Origin of the sequence: Pseudoalteromonas arctica A 37-1-2 (genome assembly GCF_000238395.3) — a bacterium.
Classification (GTDB): Bacteria; Pseudomonadota; Gammaproteobacteria; order Enterobacterales; family Alteromonadaceae; genus Pseudoalteromonas; species Pseudoalteromonas arctica.
On sequence record NZ_CP011025.1, the window covers coordinates 2,419,994 to 2,443,504 of the forward strand.

At 38.3% G+C, this 23,511-nt stretch carries 18 protein-coding genes and 10 tRNA genes; 5 read left to right on the forward strand and 23 right to left on the reverse strand.

Annotation, left to right across the window (positions count from 1 at the left end):
- Positions 1-191: 191 nt before the first annotated feature.
- Positions 192-581, forward strand: coding sequence for a DUF2750 domain-containing protein (locus tag PARC_RS10805; RefSeq protein ID WP_010554046.1), 390 nt, complete (start codon positions 192-194; stop codon positions 579-581).
- Positions 582-649: 68 nt separating this feature from the next.
- Here the strand turns inward: PARC_RS10805 and PARC_RS10810 are convergent, their stop codons facing one another.
- Together PARC_RS10810 and PARC_RS10815 are read right to left on the reverse strand one after the other, a co-directional pair.
- Positions 650-1,519 carry an alpha/beta fold hydrolase gene (locus tag PARC_RS10810; RefSeq protein WP_010554045.1) on the reverse strand — a complete coding sequence of 290 codons (870 nt, stop codon included), beginning with the start codon at positions 1,517-1,519 and terminating at the stop codon, positions 650-652.
- 107 nt (positions 1,520-1,626) lie between these two features.
- Positions 1,627-2,952, reverse strand: a complete 1,326-nt coding sequence (locus tag PARC_RS10815; protein ID WP_010554044.1) for an OprD family outer membrane porin — start codon at positions 2,950-2,952, stop codon at positions 1,627-1,629.
- A gap of 658 nt (positions 2,953-3,610) precedes the next feature.
- Here PARC_RS10815 and PARC_RS10820 point away from each other — a divergent pair.
- On the forward strand, positions 3,611-6,289 hold the full coding sequence (locus PARC_RS10820) for a CHASE domain-containing protein (protein WP_010554043.1): 2,679 nt from the start codon (positions 3,611-3,613) through the stop codon (positions 6,287-6,289).
- A gap of 70 nt (positions 6,290-6,359) precedes the next feature.
- Here the strand turns inward: PARC_RS10820 and PARC_RS10825 are convergent.
- The 21 genes from PARC_RS10825 to PARC_RS10925 all read right to left on the reverse strand — a co-directional run bounded on the left by PARC_RS10825 (position 6,360) and on the right by PARC_RS10925 (position 20,527).
- Positions 6,360-6,449: transfer RNA gene (locus PARC_RS10825), tRNA-Ser, on the reverse strand.
- A 175-nt stretch (positions 6,450-6,624) separates the two neighbouring features.
- Positions 6,625-7,665 (reverse strand): quinolinate synthase NadA, encoded by a 1,041-nt coding sequence (gene nadA, locus PARC_RS10830; protein ID WP_010554042.1) that lies wholly within the window; start codon positions 7,663-7,665, stop codon positions 6,625-6,627.
- A gap of 141 nt (positions 7,666-7,806) precedes the next feature.
- Positions 7,807-7,882: transfer RNA gene (locus PARC_RS10835), tRNA-Lys, on the reverse strand.
- A 63-nt stretch (positions 7,883-7,945) separates the two neighbouring features.
- Positions 7,946-8,021: transfer RNA gene (locus tag PARC_RS10840), tRNA-Lys, on the reverse strand.
- 83 nt (positions 8,022-8,104) lie between these two features.
- Positions 8,105-8,180 (reverse strand) — tRNA-Lys (locus PARC_RS10845).
- Positions 8,181-8,204: 24 nt separating this feature from the next.
- Positions 8,205-8,280 (reverse strand) — tRNA-Lys (locus PARC_RS10850).
- An 83-nt stretch (positions 8,281-8,363) separates the two neighbouring features.
- Positions 8,364-8,439: transfer RNA gene (locus PARC_RS10855), tRNA-Lys, on the reverse strand.
- Positions 8,440-8,524: 85 nt separating this feature from the next.
- Positions 8,525-8,600: transfer RNA gene (locus PARC_RS10860), tRNA-Lys, on the reverse strand.
- 84 nt (positions 8,601-8,684) lie between these two features.
- Positions 8,685-8,760: transfer RNA gene (locus PARC_RS10865), tRNA-Lys, on the reverse strand.
- A gap of 70 nt (positions 8,761-8,830) precedes the next feature.
- Positions 8,831-8,906: transfer RNA gene (locus tag PARC_RS10870), tRNA-Lys, on the reverse strand.
- A 226-nt stretch (positions 8,907-9,132) separates the two neighbouring features.
- On the reverse strand, positions 9,133-9,882 hold the full coding sequence (gene ybgF / locus PARC_RS10875) for a tol-pal system protein YbgF (RefSeq protein WP_010554041.1): 750 nt from the start codon (positions 9,880-9,882) through the stop codon (positions 9,133-9,135).
- A 13-nt stretch (positions 9,883-9,895) separates the two neighbouring features.
- Positions 9,896-10,438 (reverse strand): peptidoglycan-associated lipoprotein Pal, encoded by a 543-nt coding sequence (gene pal, locus PARC_RS10880; RefSeq protein ID WP_010554040.1) that lies wholly within the window; start codon positions 10,436-10,438, stop codon positions 9,896-9,898.
- A gap of 34 nt (positions 10,439-10,472) precedes the next feature.
- The gene (gene tolB / locus PARC_RS10885) at positions 10,473-11,831 is read right to left on the reverse strand and encodes a Tol-Pal system beta propeller repeat protein TolB (RefSeq protein WP_010554039.1); all 1,359 of its coding nucleotides are present in this window, start codon (positions 11,829-11,831) and stop codon (positions 10,473-10,475) included.
- Positions 11,832-11,840: 9 nt separating this feature from the next.
- Complete coding sequence (gene tolA, locus PARC_RS10890; RefSeq protein WP_007580388.1) at positions 11,841-12,767, reverse strand: cell envelope integrity protein TolA; 927 nt, start codon at positions 12,765-12,767, stop codon at positions 11,841-11,843.
- Positions 12,768-12,771: 4 nt separating this feature from the next.
- Positions 12,772-13,200, reverse strand: a complete 429-nt coding sequence (gene tolR / locus PARC_RS10895) for a protein TolR (protein WP_007580386.1) — start codon at positions 13,198-13,200, stop codon at positions 12,772-12,774.
- Positions 13,187-13,891, reverse strand: a complete 705-nt coding sequence (gene tolQ, locus PARC_RS10900; protein WP_007580384.1) for a protein TolQ — start codon at positions 13,889-13,891, stop codon at positions 13,187-13,189. Before tolQ ends, tolR begins: the two co-directional genes overlap by 14 nt.
- Positions 13,892-15,033: 1,142 nt before the next feature.
- On the reverse strand, positions 15,034-16,041 hold the full coding sequence (gene ruvB, locus PARC_RS10905) for a Holliday junction branch migration DNA helicase RuvB (RefSeq protein ID WP_010554038.1): 1,008 nt from the start codon (positions 16,039-16,041) through the stop codon (positions 15,034-15,036).
- Between the two features lie 7 nt (positions 16,042-16,048).
- A complete protein-coding gene (gene ruvA / locus PARC_RS10910) occupies positions 16,049-16,666 on the reverse strand; it encodes a Holliday junction branch migration protein RuvA (RefSeq protein WP_010554037.1) in 618 nt (205 codons plus the stop codon).
- A 2-nt stretch (positions 16,667-16,668) separates the two neighbouring features.
- Entirely contained in the window at positions 16,669-17,193 is a 525-nt protein-coding gene (gene ruvC, locus PARC_RS10915; protein ID WP_010554036.1) for a crossover junction endodeoxyribonuclease RuvC, read from the reverse strand.
- 129 nt (positions 17,194-17,322) lie between these two features.
- Positions 17,323-19,824, reverse strand: a complete 2,502-nt coding sequence (locus PARC_RS10920) for an ABC transporter permease (protein ID WP_010554035.1) — start codon at positions 19,822-19,824, stop codon at positions 17,323-17,325.
- Positions 19,814-20,527 carry an ABC transporter ATP-binding protein gene (locus PARC_RS10925; RefSeq protein WP_010554034.1) on the reverse strand — a complete coding sequence of 238 codons (714 nt, stop codon included), beginning with the start codon at positions 20,525-20,527 and terminating at the stop codon, positions 19,814-19,816. The genes PARC_RS10920 and PARC_RS10925 overlap by 11 nt, the downstream gene beginning before the upstream one ends.
- Between PARC_RS10925 and PARC_RS10930 the strand changes: the two genes are divergently transcribed.
- From PARC_RS10930 to PARC_RS10940, 3 genes are all read left to right on the forward strand, one after another.
- Positions 20,528-21,151, forward strand: coding sequence for an arylesterase (locus tag PARC_RS10930; RefSeq protein WP_010554033.1), 624 nt, complete (start codon positions 20,528-20,530; stop codon positions 21,149-21,151).
- Between the two features lie 110 nt (positions 21,152-21,261).
- A tRNA-Pro gene (locus tag PARC_RS10935) sits at positions 21,262-21,338 on the forward strand.
- Positions 21,339-21,770: 432 nt separating this feature from the next.
- A complete protein-coding gene (locus tag PARC_RS10940; RefSeq protein WP_010554032.1) occupies positions 21,771-23,429 on the forward strand; it encodes an Hsp70 family protein in 1,659 nt (552 codons plus the stop codon).
- The last annotated feature ends 82 nt before the right edge of the window (positions 23,430-23,511 follow it).

Here is a 23,511-nt window from a genome sequence, read left to right on the forward strand (position 1 = left end):
ATGTGGCCTTTTTACAAACATTCAAGCTTATTTTTGAATGATCGCTCAAATTAGTGAGAAATTATACTGATCAATCTACAAATTAGATCTGCATTGTTGAAATTAAATAGCAACTTTTCAACACTCTGTCATATAACTCGATATACTTGTGTGCATATAATTTAGATATAGTAATTAAAAGTGAGCTAATTATGACAACGCCAAATTTAAGCGAAGAACACGCAGTAATTTTAGGGCTTGGAGCCAAAAAACGCCTAGCCTATATGTTCGAAACCGTACAACAGTTCAAGCAAGTATGGATTTTAAACGATGATGATGGCTGCGTTATGCTTGCCAACGAAGATGACGACTGTGTGCCAGTTTGGCCAACTCGTGAATTTGCAGAAGCATGGGCAACTGGAGAATGGGCTGGCTGCAGCGCTAAAGCAATCCCACTTGCTGACTGGTTTAGTCGCTGGACACCAGGCCTTGAGGAAGATGACTTACTTATTGCTGCCTTCCCTACAGAGGAAGATGATGGCACGATATTGTTTTCAGATGAGTTTGAAAAACAATTAAGAGCACCAAAGCAAAAATATTAAGGTTCAAAGCCTAAATACTCAGAGTTCTAAAATTTATAAACGCGGCACTTAATTTAGTAGCCGCGTTTTTAGTGGCAATATCTAAAATTCAAATAAGCCTGCGTAATTGCATCTGGATTTTCTACTTGCGGATAATGCCCAAGCTCTACAAACTCTTGTACGCGCGCATTGGGGATCAGCTTTTTATAATGCTCAATCATATGCTTACCAGAGATGGGGTCTTCTGCGCCTGCTATAAACGTAAGTGGTATATTGCTATTTATGATGGCACCAACCCAGCGTGCTCGGTTTTGCTGCCTCTGCTTTATATAACTAATGAGTTTGGGCATTACGGCTAAGCCATCTTTATAAATTAGCAGCTCCCAAAGTGTGTCTACCACTTGTTTTGAAGGCGGTGTACTTTTACCAAAAATAGTAAGTAGATTATTGGCAAATTTTTGTTTATTCATTAATTTTGGCACTATCCAACCTAGCTTTGAAAGTAAAAGCTTTTGTATAAATAAGGGTTTATGCACCTCAGGAAATAACCCACCATTTAAAAAGCACACACTGTTTATTTTAAAGTCACTTTGGCTAACAACTTGCCTTGCTAATAACTCTTGAGCCACAGTATCGCCATAGTCATGAGCTAAAATATGTATATCATTAATATTTAACGTTTTTAAAAATTGAGTATATAAGTCGGCTTGTTCAGTAATTTTATAGCCTGCATTTTTAGGTTTATCTGACAAACCAAAACCTAGCATATCGAGTGTAATTACAAAATAATGTTCACTAAGGGTTTGCCACATACCTTCCCAGTCCCAACTAGCACTTGGAAAGCCATGTATTAAAAGCAGCGCAGGCTTAGTTATATCACCAGCTGTTTTAGTAAAAATTTGATGGCCACTAATTTGAGTAAATTGACCCTGTGATTGCCACTGTTGAAGAGAAAACATATATTAGCTTAATTTTTATTATTTATTTGTTAGTTTTATCATAAAGGTAATTAAAAAAGGAAACAAAACCAATGCATAAAATTTGCATTGGCTTATTAAAAGTCATGTTAAAATTTAATAGTGTAATCTACATAAACTCGATGGTCAGCTCTATCGCCTTTAACACCATCAACACTGCCTGATTTTTCGGTTGTATAATCTACAAATAGCCAGCGTAAGCTTAAGCCTTTTATTTTCTCAACTTTATAGCGGGTATCTACAGCCCAATATTTTTCGTCGGCTGTGCCACCTAACTTACCCAACGCAGAGTTTTCAGCATCGCTGCCGTCTGTGTAGTAAAATTTAGTTGTTAAGCCAGGCGATACTGCTTTCAAATCAATTCCTAAACGAGCTTGCCATGATGTTTCATTTTGGTTTGTTAAATCAGCACCAATTAATGAGCGAGTTGGAAATGGGTTTGTACCATGGTCGCCACTGAAATTATCTTCAATCCAAGCATCACTTACTTTAGTAAATGCCGCACCTACACTCCAAATATCTTTTTTCCAATCAGCATCTAGGTAATAGGCAAACCCATCGTTTTCACTTTTGGTTAAACCTGTTAATGCACCAGATGTATCTTCATCATCTAAATCACCACCCTCTGCGCCTGTTACAAATAAATCGCCATCATCTTGTGAGGTAAATATGCCAGTTGAAAGGGTTAACTTACTTTGCTCAAGCTTAATGTCGTAACTGATTTTTAACCCTATTTTACTTAAATAATTGCGCGAATTTAAATATTCAGCCTCTAATATTAGATTGTCTTTTTTATGCGTAGCACCTACGCCCCAAATTACGCTAATAGCACCAGTTGCCGATTGATCGGTAGAAAAGTCTTCCCATCTATCATCGTGTCGACGGCTCCATTTATCGTAAACGTAACCGTATAATTTAGTGTTACCAATTTTGTAATCGCCAAAAACGCCTCTAAAAGTATTAGGAATAGCCCGACTCCCAGAGCTTTTAAGCAACATACTTTTGGTTTTTTGCCCGCCCACTTTAACGTGACCGTTATTGCCCAATTTAAAATCTAAAAAATATTGCCCAAATTTAGAAAAGCTATCGTCAACTCCACCGCTCTCATTACCTGCTGGCAAAATATTACCTGCGGCTGAACCCGTAGAATTAATATCCATCACGGTGTAAGTCGATACACCCACACTCACTAAATCGTTTATATAACCCGATGTGTAATTGAGCTCTATACCTTGAGCAAAAGTTGAATCGTCACTTGCGTCGTTATCGTAGTCACGGTCAAAATAAATTGATCTAAGTTTTATATTAAATTCATCTTGTTCTGTCAGCCCATTAACAGCGGCATACGAAGGAATAGAAATACATGTTAATACTGCGCCTGTTGCCGCAAGTAATTTAGATACTCGGTGAGCCATAGTTATCTCCGTTACCTTGTTTTGTTTAAGTTTTAACTGTGCAGTGCATAGCAGCGTGTATTTTTTCGACCTACACGGTAAACATGTCATATGGTAATTACATTTTAAGTAATCACGTTTTCTTTCACGCTACTAAAATATAGAACAATATAAGTTTTTAATGTTTTAATTTTCATATTATAAAATATTAAGTGTTTGTTTTGTTTCGGATGAATTATAAAAGCAAGGTGAGCATTGTCTCTTGCTCGCTCGTACCTATACCGATAGTTCCCTTTAAAAGCGTCATAATATTGGTTAAATTTTACTTTATTTAAACTTACCAAAGTAAAGTTATAAGCAAAAACTAAAAGCTATCCGTTGTTTTTTGAGCACCTAATATTCACTAAAAAATCGATAAATATAAAAATCAGCACCTTTAGCTAATACTTTTGTTGTTCGCTATAAAGTAGCAAAGAACATAAAAATTATTATATTTATATGCATGTTCGTCTTATCTTGGTGAGTAAAATCAACTTTTTATATTACATCTACTCTAAACCTTTATAAAATATATATATTCTAATTAATAACAAAGTTGTATCCTGAATAATAAGTGCTATATTTATTTCGATGATAAAACAGATATACTGTCAGTATATTAATAATAAAGGATGAGTTAATGTTTTCAGGACGACCGGTTAGTAAAAGGTTATTAATCTCGGTGCTTACTCATGCTATTTTTTTCATCAGTGGTATTGTATTAACTTACTTTGCCCACACTGCACATCAAGATGCTGTTAATAAAAAAATAAATGAAGCCCTCAACAACCGCCTTTCTTCACTCTCAACAGGCGTTACTAGCAGATTCGACTTATATAAATATGGGCTATACGGTTTAAAAGGATTTATACACGGCATTGGCGTTAATAATTTAAGCTACCAAACAATTTCCAATTACTCTAACAGTCGCAATTACGCCCAAGAATTCCCTGGAGCAAATGGTATTGGCTTTATAAGAAAAGTGAATGCCGAAAACTTAGCTCAATTCTTAAAAACTGCAAAATCCGATCGACCTAACCAAATATTTAAACTAAATAAACTAGCTAACGAAAGTGATGAGCACTTTATTATTCAGTATATATTTCCTGAGCAAAGTAATTCACGGGCTCTAGGACTCGATATTGCATCGGAAAGTACACGTAAAAAAGCAGCATTAAATTCTGCAATTAATAACCAAGTTCAATTATCGGCGCCTATTACGTTAATCCAAGCGGATAGCAAATCGAAACAAGGCTTTTTAATTTTACTACCAGTTTATAAAAATATTATTATTCCAACTGATAAAATCCAGCGTTTAGAGCAATTAATTGGATGGACTTACTCCCCTTTATTAATAAACAATATTTTAGATTCTCTTTCCCAAGCTGATGAAAATAAGCTAGTCATTAGCGACATAGGTAACAACGTTAAAACTGACTTTTTTAGCTACGGCATTAAAAGCAACTCGGCTGATTATCAGTTAAATAAAGTAATTAAAGTGATGGGAAGAACATGGGAAATCACACTTAGTGCTTCAGACACATTTATTGAATCACTACACTTGCCGAGTAAATATCAAGCTATTGTCAATGGTGTTTTTTATACCCTTATTTGTATGTTTATAACTTTAATAATTCAGCTGTTTTTTTACCGTAGAGCACAAAGAACACAGCGAAGAATTATCAAAGCTAAACAAAATAAGCATATGCTGCAGCAAACAAATTTAAAATTAGAAAAAGAAGTAAAATTACGCACTAAAGAAATTGCTGATATAAGTATGCTTCAACAAAGTATTTTAAACAGTGCCAGTTACTCTATTATTGCGACCGACATAAATGGCTTAATTACTTTATTTAATCCAGCCTCTGAAAAGTTATTAGGCTATAGAGCAAAAGACGTTATTGGAATTGAAAATCCGGGTATTTTTCATTTAAAAGAAGAAATTATAAAAAAAGCCAAACAGCTTAGTGCAGAGTTAAATGAACCTGTTTTCCCTGGTTTTGAAGTGTTTATCTTAAAAGCAACTTCTACAGAGCCTGATATCAATCAGTGGACATACATTTCTTCTACAGGCGAGCACATACAAGTTAATATAAGTGTTACCTCTTTATTAAATAACGAAAATGAAATTGTTGGCTATTTGGGTGTAGCATACGATTTGACCGAACAAATTAATCACGAACAAGCTCTCGGACATGCTAAAGAATTAGCTGAACAGGCATCACAAGCTAAATCTGAATTTTTAGCAAATATGAGTCACGAAATACGCACACCTATGAATGGCATACTAGGTACATTACAGTTACTGCAAGAGCAGCCATTGAATGAAAAATCAAAAGAGTATTTAAAAAAATCACTTTATTCGACCCGCTCACTCACCACTATTATTAATGATATCCTCGACTTTTCTAAAATTGAAGCTGGGAAGCTTTCATTAGAATATAAATCATTCGACCTTTTTGAACTTATTCACCACTTAGAGTCTGATCTTGGCCTGCAAGCCAGTGATAAAAATATATACCTTAAATTTATAATTAATATTGAGCATAAGTATTGGGTGGGCGACCCCGTTAGACTCAGACAGATATTTTTAAACCTAATATCTAATGCGATTAAGTTTACGTCGCAAGGTGGCGTTACAGTAACGTTTAGGCTAACCGACGAAAACAAAATATGTTGTTGTATATCAGACACCGGAATTGGAATTTCTGAGCAGGCTATAGAGCGATTGTTTGAGCGCTTTGAACAAGCAGAGCAATCAACTACGCGTGAATATGGCGGTACAGGTCTTGGCTTACCTATTACTAAATCATTAATAGGTTTAATGAGTGGCGAAATTAAAGTAACAAGCCAATTAGATTCAGGTAGTCAGTTTTATGTGTACTTACCATTAAAACAAGCACAGATTGATGAAAGCACATTAATAACAAAAAATGTTGAGCTTCCTGACCTATCTGGAAAAACTATTTTATTAGCTGAAGATAATAAAATAAATCAGCTTGTTGCATCTGCAATGCTTGAGCCTACAAAAGCCACCATTATTATTGCCAACAATGGTTTAGAAGCAATCTCATTATACGAGTCACACAAGCCAGACATTATTTTTATGGACATTCAAATGCCTAAAATGGATGGTCTTCAGGCATGTAAAAAAATTAAGGCGCTTAATAACGAACAAATTGTTATCGCGTTAACTGCTAATGTTTTTACAGAGCAAAAAGAAATATACAGACAGTTATTTGATGGTTACGTTTCAAAGCCAATTGAAAAACATGAGCTTGTAAGCATGTTATCAACACTCTATTTAGTTAATAGTTAGTCATTGCGAAGGCATTAAAAAACCCAGTTACTAATACCTTTCGATATTAGTAACTGGGTTCTAAGAATAATGGTGGAGGGAGAGGGATTCGAACCCTCGTTAGGGATAAACCTAAACACACTTTCCAGGCGTGCGCCTTCAGCCACTCAGCCATCCCTCCACAGTGCTGCAATTGTGTAATGCAACAGCGCGCTATAGTATGAAATAGACCCTTAAGGTGCAAGGCATTTTTAAATATGAGCCTTTAAATGCTTACTTATCAAGCAATAGCTTATCTATAGGCACAAAAAACGGCTAAATCTAAGACCTAACCGTTTTAATTTATACTTTTAAAATTACTTAGCCATGCTCGCAGTAAATTCAAGCATGCGATTAAGCGACTTAAGTGCGCCTTCGCGTAAACCCATATCAACGAATACTTCTTTACCTTTAGGGCTTATGAGGGCTTCCTCAATCGCTTTTAAGCCATTCATTGCCATCCAAGGACAATGTGCGCAACTTTTACATGAAGCGCCCTCACCTGCCGTTGGAGCCGCAAAAAACTCTTTATCTGGACATAGTTGCTGCATTTTATAAAAGATGCCGCGATCGGTTGCGACAATAAACTTTTTATTGTCCATTGTTTGCGCAGCTTTAATTAATTGGCTAGTAGATCCAACCGAATCGGCAAGTGCAACAATTTCTGCTGGTGACTCAGGATGAACTAATACGCCTGCATCTGGGTGTAGCGCCTTCATATCTTTTAAGGCTTTAGTTTTAAATTCGTCATGTACGATACATGCACCATTCCACATAAGCATATCAGCACCGGTATTTTTTTGAATATAACTACCAAGGTGCTTATCTGGGCCCCAAATGATTTTTTCGCCTTGCTCATCAAGGTGCTCTACTATTTCAAGTGCACATGATGAGGTTACAATCCAATCTGCACGTGCTTTAACAGCCGTAGAGGTGTTTGCATACACAACCACTTTACGGTCAGGGTGCTCATCACAAAACGCTGAGAACTCGTCTATCGGGCAACCAATATCTAGCGAACACGTCGCTTCAAGCGTTGGCATTACAACCGTTTTATTTGGCGTTAAAATTTTGGCTGTTTCGCCCATAAATTTCACGCCCGCGACGATGATCATATCTGCATCGTGACGTGCACCAAAACGTGCCATTTCTAGCGAATCGGCAACGCAGCCGCCGGTTTCTTCTGCAAGTGCTTGAATTTCAGGATCGGTATAATAATGTGCAACAAGTACTGCATTTTTATCTTTTAGTAATTGTTTTATACGCGCTTTATATTCGCCTTGCTCGTCATTTGTTAACGGTGCTGGCTTAGGGGGGAAAATATAACCTTCAGGCATAATAGTTTGAGCTAGACTCATGTTCTCGACCACTTATCTACAGTGCATTAATTAGGGCGAATTATACGAGAATATAAACATAAATAACAGCAAACTAGTTAAGCTGTTTATAAAAAATAGAATGGGAATTTAAAAAAGAATATAAAGGAAAGTATTAGAGAGTGGTGGGTCATGATGGATTTGAACCATCGACCAATTGATTAAAAGTCAACTGCTCTACCAACTGAGCTAATGACCCGCTCTAATATAAATCTGCTTTGTAAAAAGCTGCGTAAATCCGCCGATTAAAACTTTCATAGAATGGTGGGTTATGATGGATTTGAACCATCGACCAATTGATTAAAAGTCAACTGCTCTACCAACTGAGCTAATAACCCGCTCTATGCGCTTATTCAATTATGAATGAAGCTTACGTATATCCGCCGATTGATGCCAAACACTATTCACAAGGAATAAAGAATGGTGGGTCATGATGGATTTGAACCATCGACCAATTGATTAAAAGTCAACTGCTCTACCAACTGAGCTAATGACCCGCTCTTATATAACTTTTCATAGAATGGTGGGTTATGATGGATTTGAACCATCGACCAATTGATTAAAAGTCAACTGCTCTACCAACTGAGCTAATAACCCGCTCTATGCACTTATTCAATTATGAATGAAGCTTACGTAAATCCGCCGATTGATGCCAAACACTATTCACAAGGAATAAAGAATGGTGGGTTATGATGGATTTGAACCATCGACCAATTGATTAAAAGTCAACTGCTCTACCAACTGAGCTAATAACCCGCTCTATTATTGCGTTTTAAATGCAACTTACTACTTTACGTAAATCCGTCGATTGGAACCAATCACTATTCAAAGGAATAAAGAATGGTGGGTTATGATGGATTTGAACCATCGACCAATTGATTAAAAGTCAACTGCTCTACCAACTGAGCTAATAACCCGTTCCAATTGCTAACTTATTTCTAAGTTAAAGCCTGCGTAAATCCGCCGATTGATGCCACACACTATTCACAAGGAATAAAGAATGGTGGGTCATGATGGATTTGAACCATCGACCAATTGATTAAAAGTCAACTGCTCTACCAACTGAGCTAATGACCCGCTCTGACGTTGCGTTTTATAACAACTTAGTATTCTACGTAAATCCGCCGATAAAAGACCATTCAAAGAATGGTGGGTTATGATGGATTTGAACCATCGACCAATTGATTAAAAGTCAACTGCTCTACCAACTGAGCTAATAACCCGCTCTTTTTGTCGCATTTCGAGTGGGGTAACCATTCGTTTGCTGCGGGCGCTTATAATACTTATTTATAAAATGAGTGCAACCGAAATTGTCTCTTTTTTTAAGTTTTTATGTCTAGATGCACAAAATTAAACCGTTTGTGCTCAAACTACATGCAAATCCAAGATTCTTCGAGAGTTTCCATGTAGTTTGCTCGCCCTAACTAGAAATTTAATCGCTAGTGAACTTTAGTTTCCTAAACGATCAGTTGCTAGTTTTGCAGCGGTTGTACTTGGGTATTGATTGATAAGATCGCTCAATATTTTTTGCGCTTGCGCCGCTGAACCTTGATCTTGTAAAAGTGTGCCTAACTTTAGCATCGCATCTGGGCGTTTATTAGAATTTGGAAATTCGTTCACAACGACTTTAAAGTGCTCTACTGCGTTTACACCATCATTTTTAATAGTAAGCAACTGCCCTAACCAATAATGCGCATTAGACGCATAGACAGAGTTTGGGTAGGTAGTTAAAAACGTTTGAAATTCAGGAATCGCTTGGTCATAGCGTTTATCTTTCATTATTAACGCGACAGCGCGCTCATAGGCTTCATTTTCAGATAAGTCACTGCTATAGGTCTGTGCATTGCTTTGTTGCGTGTAATCAGTTGCGGGAGCTGCTGCTGGCTGTGTATAAGCCTGGCTCACGCGGTTTTCAATTTCTTGATATAACTCACGCTGGCGCTGCAGTACTTTTTCAAGCTTGTAGCTTTGCTCTTCGGTTACACCGCGAATTTGACTTACTTCGTCTTGCAACAAATTAAGCTGTTGCTGTAACTCTACTTGTAAAAAGTTACGCGACTGCATCATATTTTCAAGCGACGCTAATCGCTTCTCAATACTTGATTGTGAACTTGCAGCTTCTGAAACAGGAGCGGGAGCAGCCATTAACTGGGTGCTCCCGCTCAATATCATGGCTGCCAAAATAATTTTCGGCTTCATAATATCTCTTATCTTAGTAAACTAGTACCGCACGGCGGTTTTTAGCGAAAGCTGATTCAGTGCGAGACTTAACCATTGGCTTCTCTTCACCGTAGCTTACCACTGACATTTGGCTAGCTGAAACACCTAAACTTAATAGGTATTTTTCAACTGCTTGTCCACGGTGCTCACCTAGTGCAATATTGTACTCTGGAGTACCGCGCTCATCTGCGTGGCCTTCGATTAGTACTTTAACAGATGAGTTTTGAACTAAAAACTCAGCATGTGCACGAAGTAAGTCTGCATACTTGCTTTCAACTGTTGCAGTATCAAAATCGAAGTAGATTACTTGCTCTTGACGAAGTGCTTCGTACTTTTGACGAAGTTGCTCTTCTGCTTGTTGTTCTGGAGAAATTGTCGCTACTTCAACCGTATCAGTATTCATTGATTGCTCAACAACACCTTGGTTTGATTGGTTTGCAGCACCTTCGTCAATATCTGAAGATGAGCTACAAGCTGCTAATGCCATTACTGGCACAGCAATTAGCAGGCCTTTAAGTATTTTGTTAAGTTGCATTGAGTAGATTCCTATTTTGAGTAAACCAGTAATATTACTGTAAGTATGGCGACCAAGCTGGTGCCTTTACTTGTCCGTCTAGCACAGGTAACCGTGCTTTAAAGCGGCCGTCCATCGATACTAGCGCAAGTACCTGTTTATTATTATGAAGCGTGCTATATATAATCATCGAACCATTTGGCGCTATGCTCGGTGATTCATCTAGGCGTGTTCTTGTTAATACTTGAAACGCACCTGTAGCCAGCTCTTTCTTAGCAAGATGGTACTGCCCGTTGGTACGGTTAACCATCACTAATTCTTTTCCATCTGGTGATATAGAACCCGCAAGGTTCATATCGCCATCAAAGGTAAGTCGTTGTGACCTGCCTGTTTTTAAATTTAACTTATAAATCTGAGCATTACCACCCCTTTCAGATGTAAATACTATATCTTGACCATTTGGATGCCACGATGGTTCAGTATCTATGCTGCGGTGATTTGTTAAGCGTGTTTCTTTACGTGTAGCTAAGTCAAGCATATAAATCTCTGTTGCACCCGTTTTATCCTTAGAAAGCACTAAAAGTAGCTTTTTACCATCTGGCGAAAACTGAGGCGCACCATTAATACCACGGTAACTTGCTATTATTTCGCGTTTACCTGTGTAAATGTCTTGAATGTAAATTTGGCTTTGACGATTTTCAAACGTTACATACGCTAGTTTAGTGCCATCTGGTGACCATGCTGGCGACATTAACGGCTCTTTTGAGCGAAGTAATACCTGCTCATTAAAACCATCGTAATCGGCAACAACCAACTGATAAGGCTTAGGGTCATTATCACGTACTATTACATAGGCAATTTTAGTTAAAAACGCGCCTTTTTCACCAGTCAATCTTTCATAAATAACGTCACTGATTCGATGAGAGTAACGACGAAAACCACTTTCACCAATAACACTTTCACGCGCTTCCAAAATATGATCTTGGCTTTTAACTAGCTTACCATTACTCATCATTTGTGTGTTGCCACCGGTAATTTGGCCGCGGATCACGTCAACTAACTCATAACGCACTAAGTAACGCCCATCAGTTTGCTGCTCAACTTCGCCCACTAATATCGCTTCCACACCTTTATTAACCCAAGATGCGTAATCAATTTCGCTATCTTTGGTTGGCTGTTGTGGCATTTGCGCTACATCTACAGGTTTAAATTTACCACTGCGCATTAAATCGGCAGCAATAACACTGCTTAATTTTTCAGGGATTGGGCCAACACCTTGGTACTTAAAAGGTACTATAGCAATGGGCCTTGCACCGTCTACACCCTCAGTTATTACAATTTCAAGTGCTGCATTAGCAACACCCACAAACCCAAACAGTAAAACTAAACAGGCTATTTTTATTTTGTTGAACATATCATTCCTTTAAAATTCTGGCTTGATTGTTAAATTAATATTCTTAAGTTGTTCGAATACGTCTTTATCTTTAGATACCGGTAATGTGTCGGCCATGCGCACTGCTCTTAATGCAGCTTCACATACCAACTTATCGCCACCTAATGATTTAACTTGCGTTACTAAACCATTAAAACCTAAACGAATATTTACTCGGCACTGTTGGTTTTTCATTTTTTCATCAATCAATAAGTTTTGCTGAATACGCGCCATAATTAATGCACGGTACTTATCAACTTCGCTTACCACTTGTTGTTGACGTATTTTACTACGGGCAGCCTGCTCTTTGGCAAGTTGCTCTTGTAACATTTGCTCTTGCATTGCTTGCTGGCGTTTACGTTCTGCCTCGGCTGCACGCTCTTTTGCTTCCTCTTCACGTTTTTTACGTTCAGCTTCTGCTTTTTTAAGTGCGTCTTCTTCGGTTTTACGCTTATCAGCAGCAGCTTTTGCTGCACTTTCAGCTTCTTGCTTTTGCTTTTCAGCTTGCTTAGCTTTAGCGCGCTCTTTTTGCTCAATGGCACGTGCTTTTTTAGCTTGCGCTTGCGCCTCGGCTGTTTCTTTTTCTTTAGCTTTACGTTCTTGCTCTAGCTTTTTAATATGCCTAGATTCAGATTCGCGTTGCTTACGTGCATTGGCCGCTCTGCGTTCTAAATCGCGGATACGTTTGTCTTCAGCACTTTTTTTATCTTTTTCTTTCTTTTGAAGTTCAGCAATTTTTTGCTCAACTTGTTTTTGATCAACTGTAACGGCTGATACTGCTTTATCTGGCGTAGGTATAGCCGAATTAAGCGTTACTTCCATTACTTTAGGTGCTGGCGGATGAATGTTTGCAGACGCATACAAAAAACCACCAATTCCTAAATGAAGTACTATCGATTTTACTACTGAACTATTCATACAGCTACTTCCCCTCAAAGGATTCAGTCATTAATCCTACTGATGGTACGCCTGCATTTTTCAAAAAATCCATTAGTAATAATACTTCTTGATACGACACCTTACCCGAGCCTTTAATCATAACTGGCACGTCAGGGTTTTTCATTAACTGTAATTTTATAACCGCAGCAACATCAAGTGCTTCCATAGGCTCTTCAGGATCAGTACCTACGCTTACATAATATTTACCCTCTGCATCAATTGAAGCAATAATGGGAGGAGTATCTTTAGTATCAACTAAATCAGACTCTTCCATTTTAGGTAAATCAACTTTTACACCGTGTGTAATAAGCGGTGCTGTTGCCATAAATATAATAAGTAATACCAACATTACATCAATGTAAGGTACTACATTAATTTCTGCGACCGGACGGCGCTTTTTACGCTGATACATTCGCTTGTGCCTCTATTTGTGTAGCTGCTTGACGGTGTAAAATATTAGCAAACTCTTCCATAAAGTTAATATAGTGAGACTCAAGCTTTTCAACACTATTTGAAAAGCGGTTATAAGCAATAACGGCCGGAATTGCCGCGAATAAACCCATAGCAGTCGCAATAAGTGCCTCTGCTATACCGGGTGCTACCATTTGTAATGTAGCTTGCTTAACTTCACCTAGTGCAATAAAGGCATTCATAATACCCCACACTGTACCAAACAAACCGATGTACGGACTAATAGAACCTACCGTTGCTAAAAACGATAAGCTAGATTCAATTTTTTCAATTTCACGAGAAAGCGCAACACGCATAGAACGATGCGTCCCTTCCATAACAATACTCGCACTTTGAAATGTATTCTTTTTATGACGAGCAAACTCTTTAAAGCCTGAAGTAAATAAGGCTTCAATACCTTGAGACTGACCGCTGCGTGACGATATTTCGTTATACAATTTACTTAGATCAATACCAGACCAAAATTTTTGCTCAAATTTCTTAGCATTTGATAGTGCATCTGATATTGCTTTTTTACGCTGAAATATAATTGTCCACGACATTACAGACATGGCAACTAGCCCTAACATCACTAACTGAACAAGCAAGCTTGCTTCTAAAATTAGGTCTAAAAAATTAAGCCCTGATCCCACGTTAAACTCCTAAGTAATTTCAAAATACGGCAAATTGGTTAATTTGTGTAAATATGACCGTTTATACGGTCAAAAGTTGCATCTAGTGTATCTAGTCCATTTCAAGCTGACAACGGTATTGCTATGAATAGGCAACAAAAAACGTTAAAAAACAGCTTTAGTTGGCATTTCCCTTTGCCTCAGTATTTTATTTAATCTTTTAAATAAACTCGCTAACTATAAATATGCGTAAATATATAAGTAAAACGTCATAAAATGCGCCGTTTATTCAAAATAAGAGCATAAACACTCAAAACCTATAAGCCTTACCTTCACGTAACAGTAAAACTAATACCGAGCCACATCAAAAGAAATTACTTAAGCTAGAAATTTCATTAACTTATAAATTTAACGATTAATTAACGCGCAAGATTCAAACAACAATAAAATTCACCGAATTAGTTTTTCTAATCTGAAAATACAAATTTTCTAGTTTGAATAAAAAGGTGATCTTACGTATTATTCTCCCATACCGAACTAGCGCACTGAATGAGATAGTTTCATTAAGCCAAGTTCTTAGTAATAGGATATTTTATCGTATTACATTGTTTTACTCTTTCTGGATAAAACCAAATTCAGTAAAACGTAGTTCCCTGGATTACTTCCTTCAACTTGTTGTTTGCCCGCATTTTTTGCGGGCTTTTTTTTGCCTACAATTTAGTGCGCTACATATTTTATACCAACCTGCATAAATCTTTGATCAATTTAACGAATTAAATTGCACTATAACGTCGTTAAAAATTTTTTATTTAGAACAACTAGATACAAAAACTTTTGCCTAGTTCTAGCGTAATTTTCTTAACGTTAAGTAGACCCCATATATAAGCAGATTGGTATTATTTATAAACTAATAATTGCCCTACCTATTTTACAATAAGTAATTCGGTTACTAGTTTGAATGGTACGCAGGATAGCTTCGCAAGTCTTAACGCCCTGTGAATTAACAGTTAACTATAAAGCGTATAAGTATTTTGAAATAACATTTGCAACAGTGTGCTGAGGTTTTGGGTAAAATACCAGCCGTATAAATATTTGAAATAAAGGTATACTAAGTCAATTACCTGCTGCGCAATAAACCACAGCAAGTAATGTATATGATGAGGCTAGTCTTTTTTAGGAAGTAAACCAAAGTGATGGTATGCACTGTCAGACACTATTCGACCACGCGGAGTACGCTGAATAAATCCTTGCTGAATTAAAAACGGCTCTATTACATCTTCTATTGTTTCACGCTCTTCACCAATAGCTGCAGCTACATTGTCGAGTCCTACTGGGCCGCCCATGAATTTTTCAATTATGGCGAGTAAATATTTGCGATCCATATAATCAAAACCACTTTTATCTACATCAATTATATCAAGCGCTTGCTTAGCTACTTCGGCGTTTACTGTGCCGTCAGATTTTACCTGTGTGTAATCGCGTACACGCCGTAATAAACGGTTTGCAATACGTGGTGTACCACGTGAACGTTGTGCAATTTCGGTTGCGCCGTCGTCACACATTTCTAAACCAAGATAATGTGCAGAGCGCCCTACTATGTGCGACAAATCTTCTACAGAATAAAACTCTAATCGCTGCACAATACCAAAACGGTCACGCAGTGGCGATGTTAGCGAGCCTGCTCGCGTAGTGGCACCAATAAGTGTAAATGCAGGTAAGTCTAATTTAATAGAACGCGCAGCTGGGCCTTCACCAATCATTATATCAAGCTGGTAGTCTTCCATTGCTGGATACAGTATTTCTTCAACTTGCGGGCTTAGCCTGTGTATTTCATCAATAAACAGTACATCGCCTTCTTCTAAATTAGTAAGTAACGCAGCTAAATCGCCTGCTTTTTCAAGTACAGGGCCGGATGTTGTTTTAATACTTACGTGTAATTCGTTGGCTACGATATTTGCAAGCGTGGTTTTACCTAGCCCTGGTGGGCCAAATATTAATAAATGATCGAGCGCTTCACCACGGGTTCGGGCAGCTTCAATAAAAATTTCCATTTGCTGCTTAACATGAGGCTGGCCTCTGTAGTCGGCTAAAAGTTTAGGCCTTATTGCACGGTCTATAGAGTCTTCGTTTGTTTTTTCAGTCGCATCAATTAAGCGATCCGCTTCAATCATGGGTTACTCACAACATTGATTTTAAAGATTCTCTAATAAGAACCTCAGTAGACATATCGGGCTTGCTTATCGATTTTACTGCTTTTTGCGCTTGTGGCAATTTATAACCTAACGCAACCAATGCCGATACGGCATCATCGGCTGCATTATTAGCAATTGTCGCATCGCTCATCGGCTCTATTACTGCGCTGTCACTAAATGGCGTAAATAAATCATTACCCCAATCTTTTAATCTGTCTTTCATTTCGAGTACTAAACGCTCGGCTGTTTTTTTACCTACACCCGGTAATTTAACTAGCGACGTTGAGTCTTCGTTATTTACACAGCTTACAAATTGCTTTGCCGACATGCCCGATAAAATAGCTAAGCCAAGTTTTGGCCCTACGCCATTTGCTTTTAATAGCTCTCTAAACAAGGCGCGTTCAACTTTATTATTAAAACCAAATAATAATTGAGCATCTTCACGCACTACAAAGTGGGTGTAAACAATCGCGTTTTCACCAATTTTTGGTAAATCGTAAAAACAGGTCATTGGCATTTGTACTTCGTAACCGACACCACTTACTTCGAGTAATATTTCTGGTGGCTGTTTTTCGACTAAAACGCCATTTAAGCGGCCTATCATAGTTATTTCCTTAAACGTCCTCTAACGATTTTGCTTGCGCTACCCGCTAGTTTAATTAAATTTTGTTCTGAATGAGCATGGCAAATCGCAATAGCGAGTGCATCAGCTGCATCGGCCTGTGGCGTACCGGGTAGTTTTAAAATATTTTTTACCATGTGCTGCACTTGTGTTTTATCAGCGCCACCGTTACCTACTACTGCTTGCTTAATTTGCCTAGCTGAATATTCAAATACGGGCAAGTCGGCCATTGCAGCACCCACAATAGCAGCGCCTCTAGCTTGGCCAAGCTTTAAAGCAGAATCGGGGTTATGCGCCATAAATACTTTTTCAATGGCAAAGGTTTCTGGCGAAAACTGCTCAATAAGCTGTGTAATGCCTTGGTAAATCATTTTAAGCCTGATCGGAAAAGGATGATCGGCTAATTTAATACAACCACTGCCTAGGTATGTAAATTTAGAACCTTGGTGGGCAACAACGCCATATCCGGTCAAACGTGAACCAGGATCGATCCCTAAAATAATGGCCAAACAGCACTCCATTGTTATTATTTTTAAATTACGCTAATAATGCCAGAGCACTGTATAAATTACCAGTACAAAGAAAACAAAAATACCCACGTGTTAGGTGGGCATTTGAAGGAGCATGTTAGTTTAAGCTTACCCTAGGGCACGCACTAATCCTTGGGTGTTTTGTTTAAGTGTTCGGGCAATCATTAAATAGCCTAAACCAGCCACAAATACGCCGCCAGCTACCGGACCAATAATCCATATATGCGGATGTAACTTACCGGCTAAATCAAACATTTGCTGCTGCACAATCAAAAGCGCTATATCGCTAAAAAATGCAGCTACTAAGCCAGCTAAACCACCGAGTAATAAAAACTCGTACAAGGTCGCGTTTTTAATTAGTCGGCTTTTAGCGCCAAGTGTTCGCAGTATTACAATTTCTTGCATACGCTCACCTAAACTAGCTTGCACTTGCGATATAAGTACAAGCGCGCCACACAGCACAACAATGGCAAGTACAAAGCCAATGGCGAGTGATACTTGCGAAATAGTTGTTTGTATTTGCTTAACAAAGTTATCAATATCAATCGCTGTAATAGTAGGGTAAGTACGCAATAACTGGCTAAAGTCACGCTTTTGATCTGGGTTAATACGTACCGACGAAATATACGTCGCCGGAAAATCTGCAAGTACATCTGGGCTTAAAATAATAAAAAAGTTAGGTTTAAGCGTGGCCCAATTAACTTTGCGCACACTGGTAATTTTAGCGTCGAACGATTGCGAACCAATTAAAAATGTAAGCGTATCGCCTATCTCAACATCTAAACGCTCAAGCATCGACTCCTCTACTGAGGCTTCAGCCATCGCATTTTCACCAAACCACGTGCCTTGTGTTACTTCATTTTGGTCAGGCACATCTTTAAGCCATGTAAGGTTTAGCTCACGGCCAATACCTGCACGTGCTTCTTCGTCTTTTTTCTCGTTGTCTTGCAGCGATACAGAACGTGCTACCAACTCGCCGTTTACCGCATTTACGCGTCCACGAATAGTGGGATAAAACTCTGATACCTGAATATCTTTTTGTGCTAAATACTCATTAATTGGCTCAAGCTCATTTTGCGTAATATTAACTAAAAACGCATTAGGCGCATCGGCAGGAAGTTGCGATTGCCAATCAGATATCATGTCGTTTTTAAGTACCACTAAAAACAGCAGTAATTTAATCGCTAATGAAAAACTAATTAACTGTACCGCGTTCACATTTGCACGCTTTTGAATAGATGCAATTGCAAGCGACCAACTGTTACCTGGCTTAAGCCCTAATTTTCGACCGCCACCAAATATTAATTTAGATATCAAAAACAACACACCAATTAGCGCAAGCGTTGAGGCAAACAAAATAAGCGTTATTTTTATGTTGTTACTAAATAACCACATTAATAAAAACACAGTTAGCGCACTCATGCCTAAATGCACACGACTTACTGCCAACTTGTCACCTAAGTTACGGCGCAGCACTCTAAGCGGTGGAATATCAAATAAATCAAATAACGGTTTAATAGAAAACATAACAGCACAAATTACGCCAGTGCTTATAGCCACCAGCCAAGGTTTAAAGCCACCTAAAGGTAGCTCTGTGCCCATACTTTTTGATAAGTAACTTGTTGCTATTTCTTGCAAGCCATAACCAATTAAAAGCCCAATACTTACCGCCATTGCACACACAAGCAATAAATGGAGCATGTATATTTTGCGGATCATTGAGCGGCTACCGCCTAGCGTTTTCATCATTGCTACTGGGTCGTATTGTCGTTCACAATAACGTTTTGCTGAAACGGCTATAGCCACTGCGGCTAAAATAATACCTAATAGGCCGGCAAGTAATAAAAAGCTCTCTGCACGGTTTAAACTATTTGAAATAGGTGATTGACGGTCTTTAACGCCGTACCATTGTTGGTTTTCTTTCATTTGTGGTTTGAGCCACTCGTAAAAGCTATTTATGTCGGCCTCACTACCTGCATAAAGTTGGCGGTAATAAACACGACTACCCGGCTGCACAACTTCGGTTTTTGCCACATCGTCAATATTAATAAGCACGCGGCGGCTGCTCGAAAATACATTAAATGGCGCATCGGGCTCTTCTACAATCACTTTTGAAACATTAAATAATGCAGCGCCAAGCTCTACTTGCGCGCCTATATCAATATTTAAACTGTAAAATACCGACTCACTTAGCCACACATTACCAGGCGTTGGCCCGCTATTAGCAACCTTAGTTTCACCTGTAAGGGTATCTTTAACTTTTAACTGCCCTTTTAGCGGATACGCATTAGATGCCGCTTTTACTGAGCTAAACTGCATTTCATCATCGGCAAACAACATAGTGTCGAAGTACACCATTTGCGCCGTTTTTAAATTTTGGCTCTGTGCTTTAGTAATAAAAGCAGTGTCGAGAACATGATCGCTTGCAAGTACACGGTCTGCTGCAATAAAAGCACTGCTTTTTTGCGCAATACTTTGCCCTATCCGCTCAGTAACCATAGACAGTGTAAGCACGGTTAAAACAGCAAGGGCGATAGCTGCGCTTATAACTGTTAACTCACCACGGCGAAATTCTCGCGAAAATAACTTAAGCGCTAACTTAACCCACATTAGCAACGTCCTCTACTTCGCTTTTTACCAGTAAACCCGCTTCTATTTGAATAATGTGCTCACATTTTTGTGCAAGCCCTTCATCGTGAGTAACCAAAATAAGCGTAGTGCCGTGTTGCGTGTTTAAATCAAATAATAACGACTCAATCATTTTACCGTTTTTGCTGTCTAAGTTAGCCGAAGGCTCATCAGCAAACAATATGTTAGGTGTACCAATAAATGCACGCGCAATAGCAACACGTTGTTGCTCACCACCAGAGAGCTGTGACGGGTAATGGTCAATTCGATGGCTCAAACCCACTTTTTCAAGCAATGCAATTGCTTGCTCTTTCGCATCACTTTCGCCAGCAAGCTCTGCTGGTAGCATAACGTTTTCAAGTGCCGTTAAGCTTTGTACTAACATAAACGATTGAAACACAAACCCAATTTTAGCCGCGCGCAGTGCAGCACGCTCTTCTTCATCTAAATTGTGTAATGGCTCGCCATCTAAAAATATTTCGCCGCTGCTTGCGGTATCCAACCCTGCTAATAAACTGAGTAACGTTGATTTACCAGAGCCCGACGTGCCAACAATAGCAACAGACTCGCCATGCTTGACATTAAAGCTGATGTCACTGAGGATGGGCAGCTCGCCTTCAAAGGTAGAGACTACTTTAGACAAACCATTAACCTGAATTATATTTAATTGAGAAAGCGCTGACATATGACTCATTCAATCCTACGTTTAGTATTCATTTTATTTTTAGTTATCAAACCGCTGAGCGCAGCAGCCGACAACACGATTTTAATACTCGGTGACAGTTTAAGCGCAGCCTACGGACTTCAACAAGAAGAAGGCTGGGTAAAATTGTTACAAGATAAATACGATGACGAACACGCCGACATTGAACTTATCAACGCCAGTATTAGTGGCGAAACATCGGGTGGAGCCCTACGCCGTTTAGATGCATTGCTTGAGCAATACGAACCCACTCATGTACTTATTGAGCTAGGTGCTAACGACGGTTTACGTGGTTTTCCAGTCAAAAAAATGCAAGCTAACTTAACGTCTCTTATTCAAAAAAGCCAAGCAGCTAATGCAATGACCGCTTTAATGGAAATTTACATTCCCCCTAATTACGGGCCGCGCTACAGCAAAATGTTTACAGACACTTTCTCGCGCGTTAGCGAAAAGACAAATACGCATTTAATGAACTTTTTTATGCTCGATATTGCTGGTCAACCTGAGCTGATGCAAAACGATAGTTTACACCCTAACAAAAAAGCTCAGCCATTAATACGAGATGAGATGTATGACTCGATCAAAAAGTGGTTAAATAAAGACTAGCCAGTAAATACACCGCAAGAGCGCCTTTTTAGGTTTCTTGCGTAATAAACACCCAAACAAACAATCGCTTATTGATTTTTAAAAAAATACACGTACTATTGCATACAAATCGGTATGTGGCGCAGCTTGGTAGCGCACTGTCATGGGGTGGCAGGGGTCGAGAGTTCGAATCTCTCCATACCGACCAATTTATAACACCCTCTCAAGTCTCTAATTATCTATGTTCATCTAAATTTATTTATTAAATCTCTTCTTGTATTATTTATACGTTGCTCTTCAATCATTCCAACATTATTTACGCTCTTAGCTTAAAGTTTTACACATTTAAGGAACCATTTTTATTAAAATGTTTCTTAGCTTAGCTGTAATATAAATTGATGAGCTAATTATCGTTTCTGTGAATTAATGAATAAAATCATATGCAATTGATATAAAGTGATTTATATCAATCACTAAGTTTAAAAACAGATAATTAAGCGTATGATTTTTACTCAGACATTAATAATAGGTTTTTGTTACCAGTGTACGATACAACTCCACAAGACTAAGTTGAATTTAAGACTACGCATTAAGTAACTTAGAATAACGATGATTTCAGTCATTCTGTAAAGGAAATAAAATGAAAATAGGGATAGATCTCGGTACAACTCATAGCGTAGTGGGAATATGGCAAGATAACGCGGTTAAGTTAATTCCAGATATGGAGGGTAATGTGCTCGTTCCTTCAATTGTTGGCTTGTCGGAAGATAATTATATTCTTGTAGGCCAAGCCGCTAGGGATCGATTAGCAACCCACCCCGCACACACAATTTGTGAATTTAAACGTTTTATGGGCACTGATAAAACCTTTTCATTGGGCGAGCAAGATTATAGCGCAACTGAACTATCAGCCATTTTATTAAAAAGCCTAAAAGAGCAAGCCGAACATTATTTACAAGAGCCTATTACTGAAGCCGTTATTTCGGTACCGGCCTATTTTAACAATAAACAACGTCAAGCAACGCAACAAGCGGCTTTACTTGCAGGCCTTAAAGTTGAGCGATTACTTAATGAACCCACAGCCGCAGCACTCGCTTATGGGCTCGATAATAAAGACTGTGAGCAAACTTACTTAGTACTGGACCTTGGTGGCGGTACATTTGATGTGTCGGTTATTGAGGTATTTAACGACATATTTGAAATACACGCCTCATCGGGTGATAACTACTTAGGCGGTAACGACTTTACTAACGTTATTGAAGAAGATCTTTATAAGAAAAACGATTTGTACAAAGGTTTTTTCTCAGATAGTGAACTACGTAATATTTGGTCGCTGTGCGAGCGTTTAAAGTGCCAATTAACTAACGAGTCAACAGCCAGCTTTAATTTTGAATATAAAGAAAAAACGTATTCATATACCCTCACTCTGGAAGATTATCGTACATTGTGTAGCGAGTTAATTGAGCGAATTAAGTTTCCTATTAACCGTGCGATGTCTGACGCTGGCTTAACACTTGAAGACGTTGATGGACTTATTCTTGTTGGCGGCGCTACGCGTATGCCTATTTTTCAACAGCAAATTAGCCGTGTGTTTTCACGTATACCGCAAACTCAATATAACCCTGATCATGCTATCGCTACTGGTGCTGCAATTCAGGCAGGTATGAGCGCACGTGCTAAAGAATTGAAAGACGTAATAATGACTGATGTTTGCCCATTCACTTTAGGCGTGGAGGTAAATAACAAACATGGTCAGTCTGAGTTTTTGCCTATTATAGAACGTAACGCGACGATTCCTGTAAGCGAAACTCGTTCTGTTTATTCAGCTCACCCTGAACAAGAAAAAGTACTCATTAAAATTTATCAGGGTGAACATTATCTCCCTAAAGATAATGTGTTTTTAGGCGATTTAGAAATAAATCTTGAGCCGTTAAATATAATACAAGAGTTATATTTAACATATACCTACGATCTTAATGGTGTACTTGAGGTTGAAGTGACTAATGTTGCAAGTGACAAAAAATACCGCACTTATGTAGGCGAAAATGAAGAAAGCTTGAGTGAAAGTGAGTTACGTGAACGTTTTTCACGACTTAACGCACTTAAGGTTTTGCCTAAAGACAAACTTGTAAATACTGCATTTAAAGCAAAGTTAGAGCGTTTATTCCAAGAAAATCTAGGCGATAAAAGGCGAGAGATTGGCGAGGCGATTGGTCAATTTATGGAAGTGTTAGAAACACACGATAACCACAAAATAGAGCGTATGATCGAAAATATAAAGCGCTATCTTAGCTATTAAAATTAGTTATTAAAATTAGCTATTAAAATTAGCTATTAAAGTTAGTTATTAAAGTTAGCTAATAAAAAATAGTTTCAGTTAA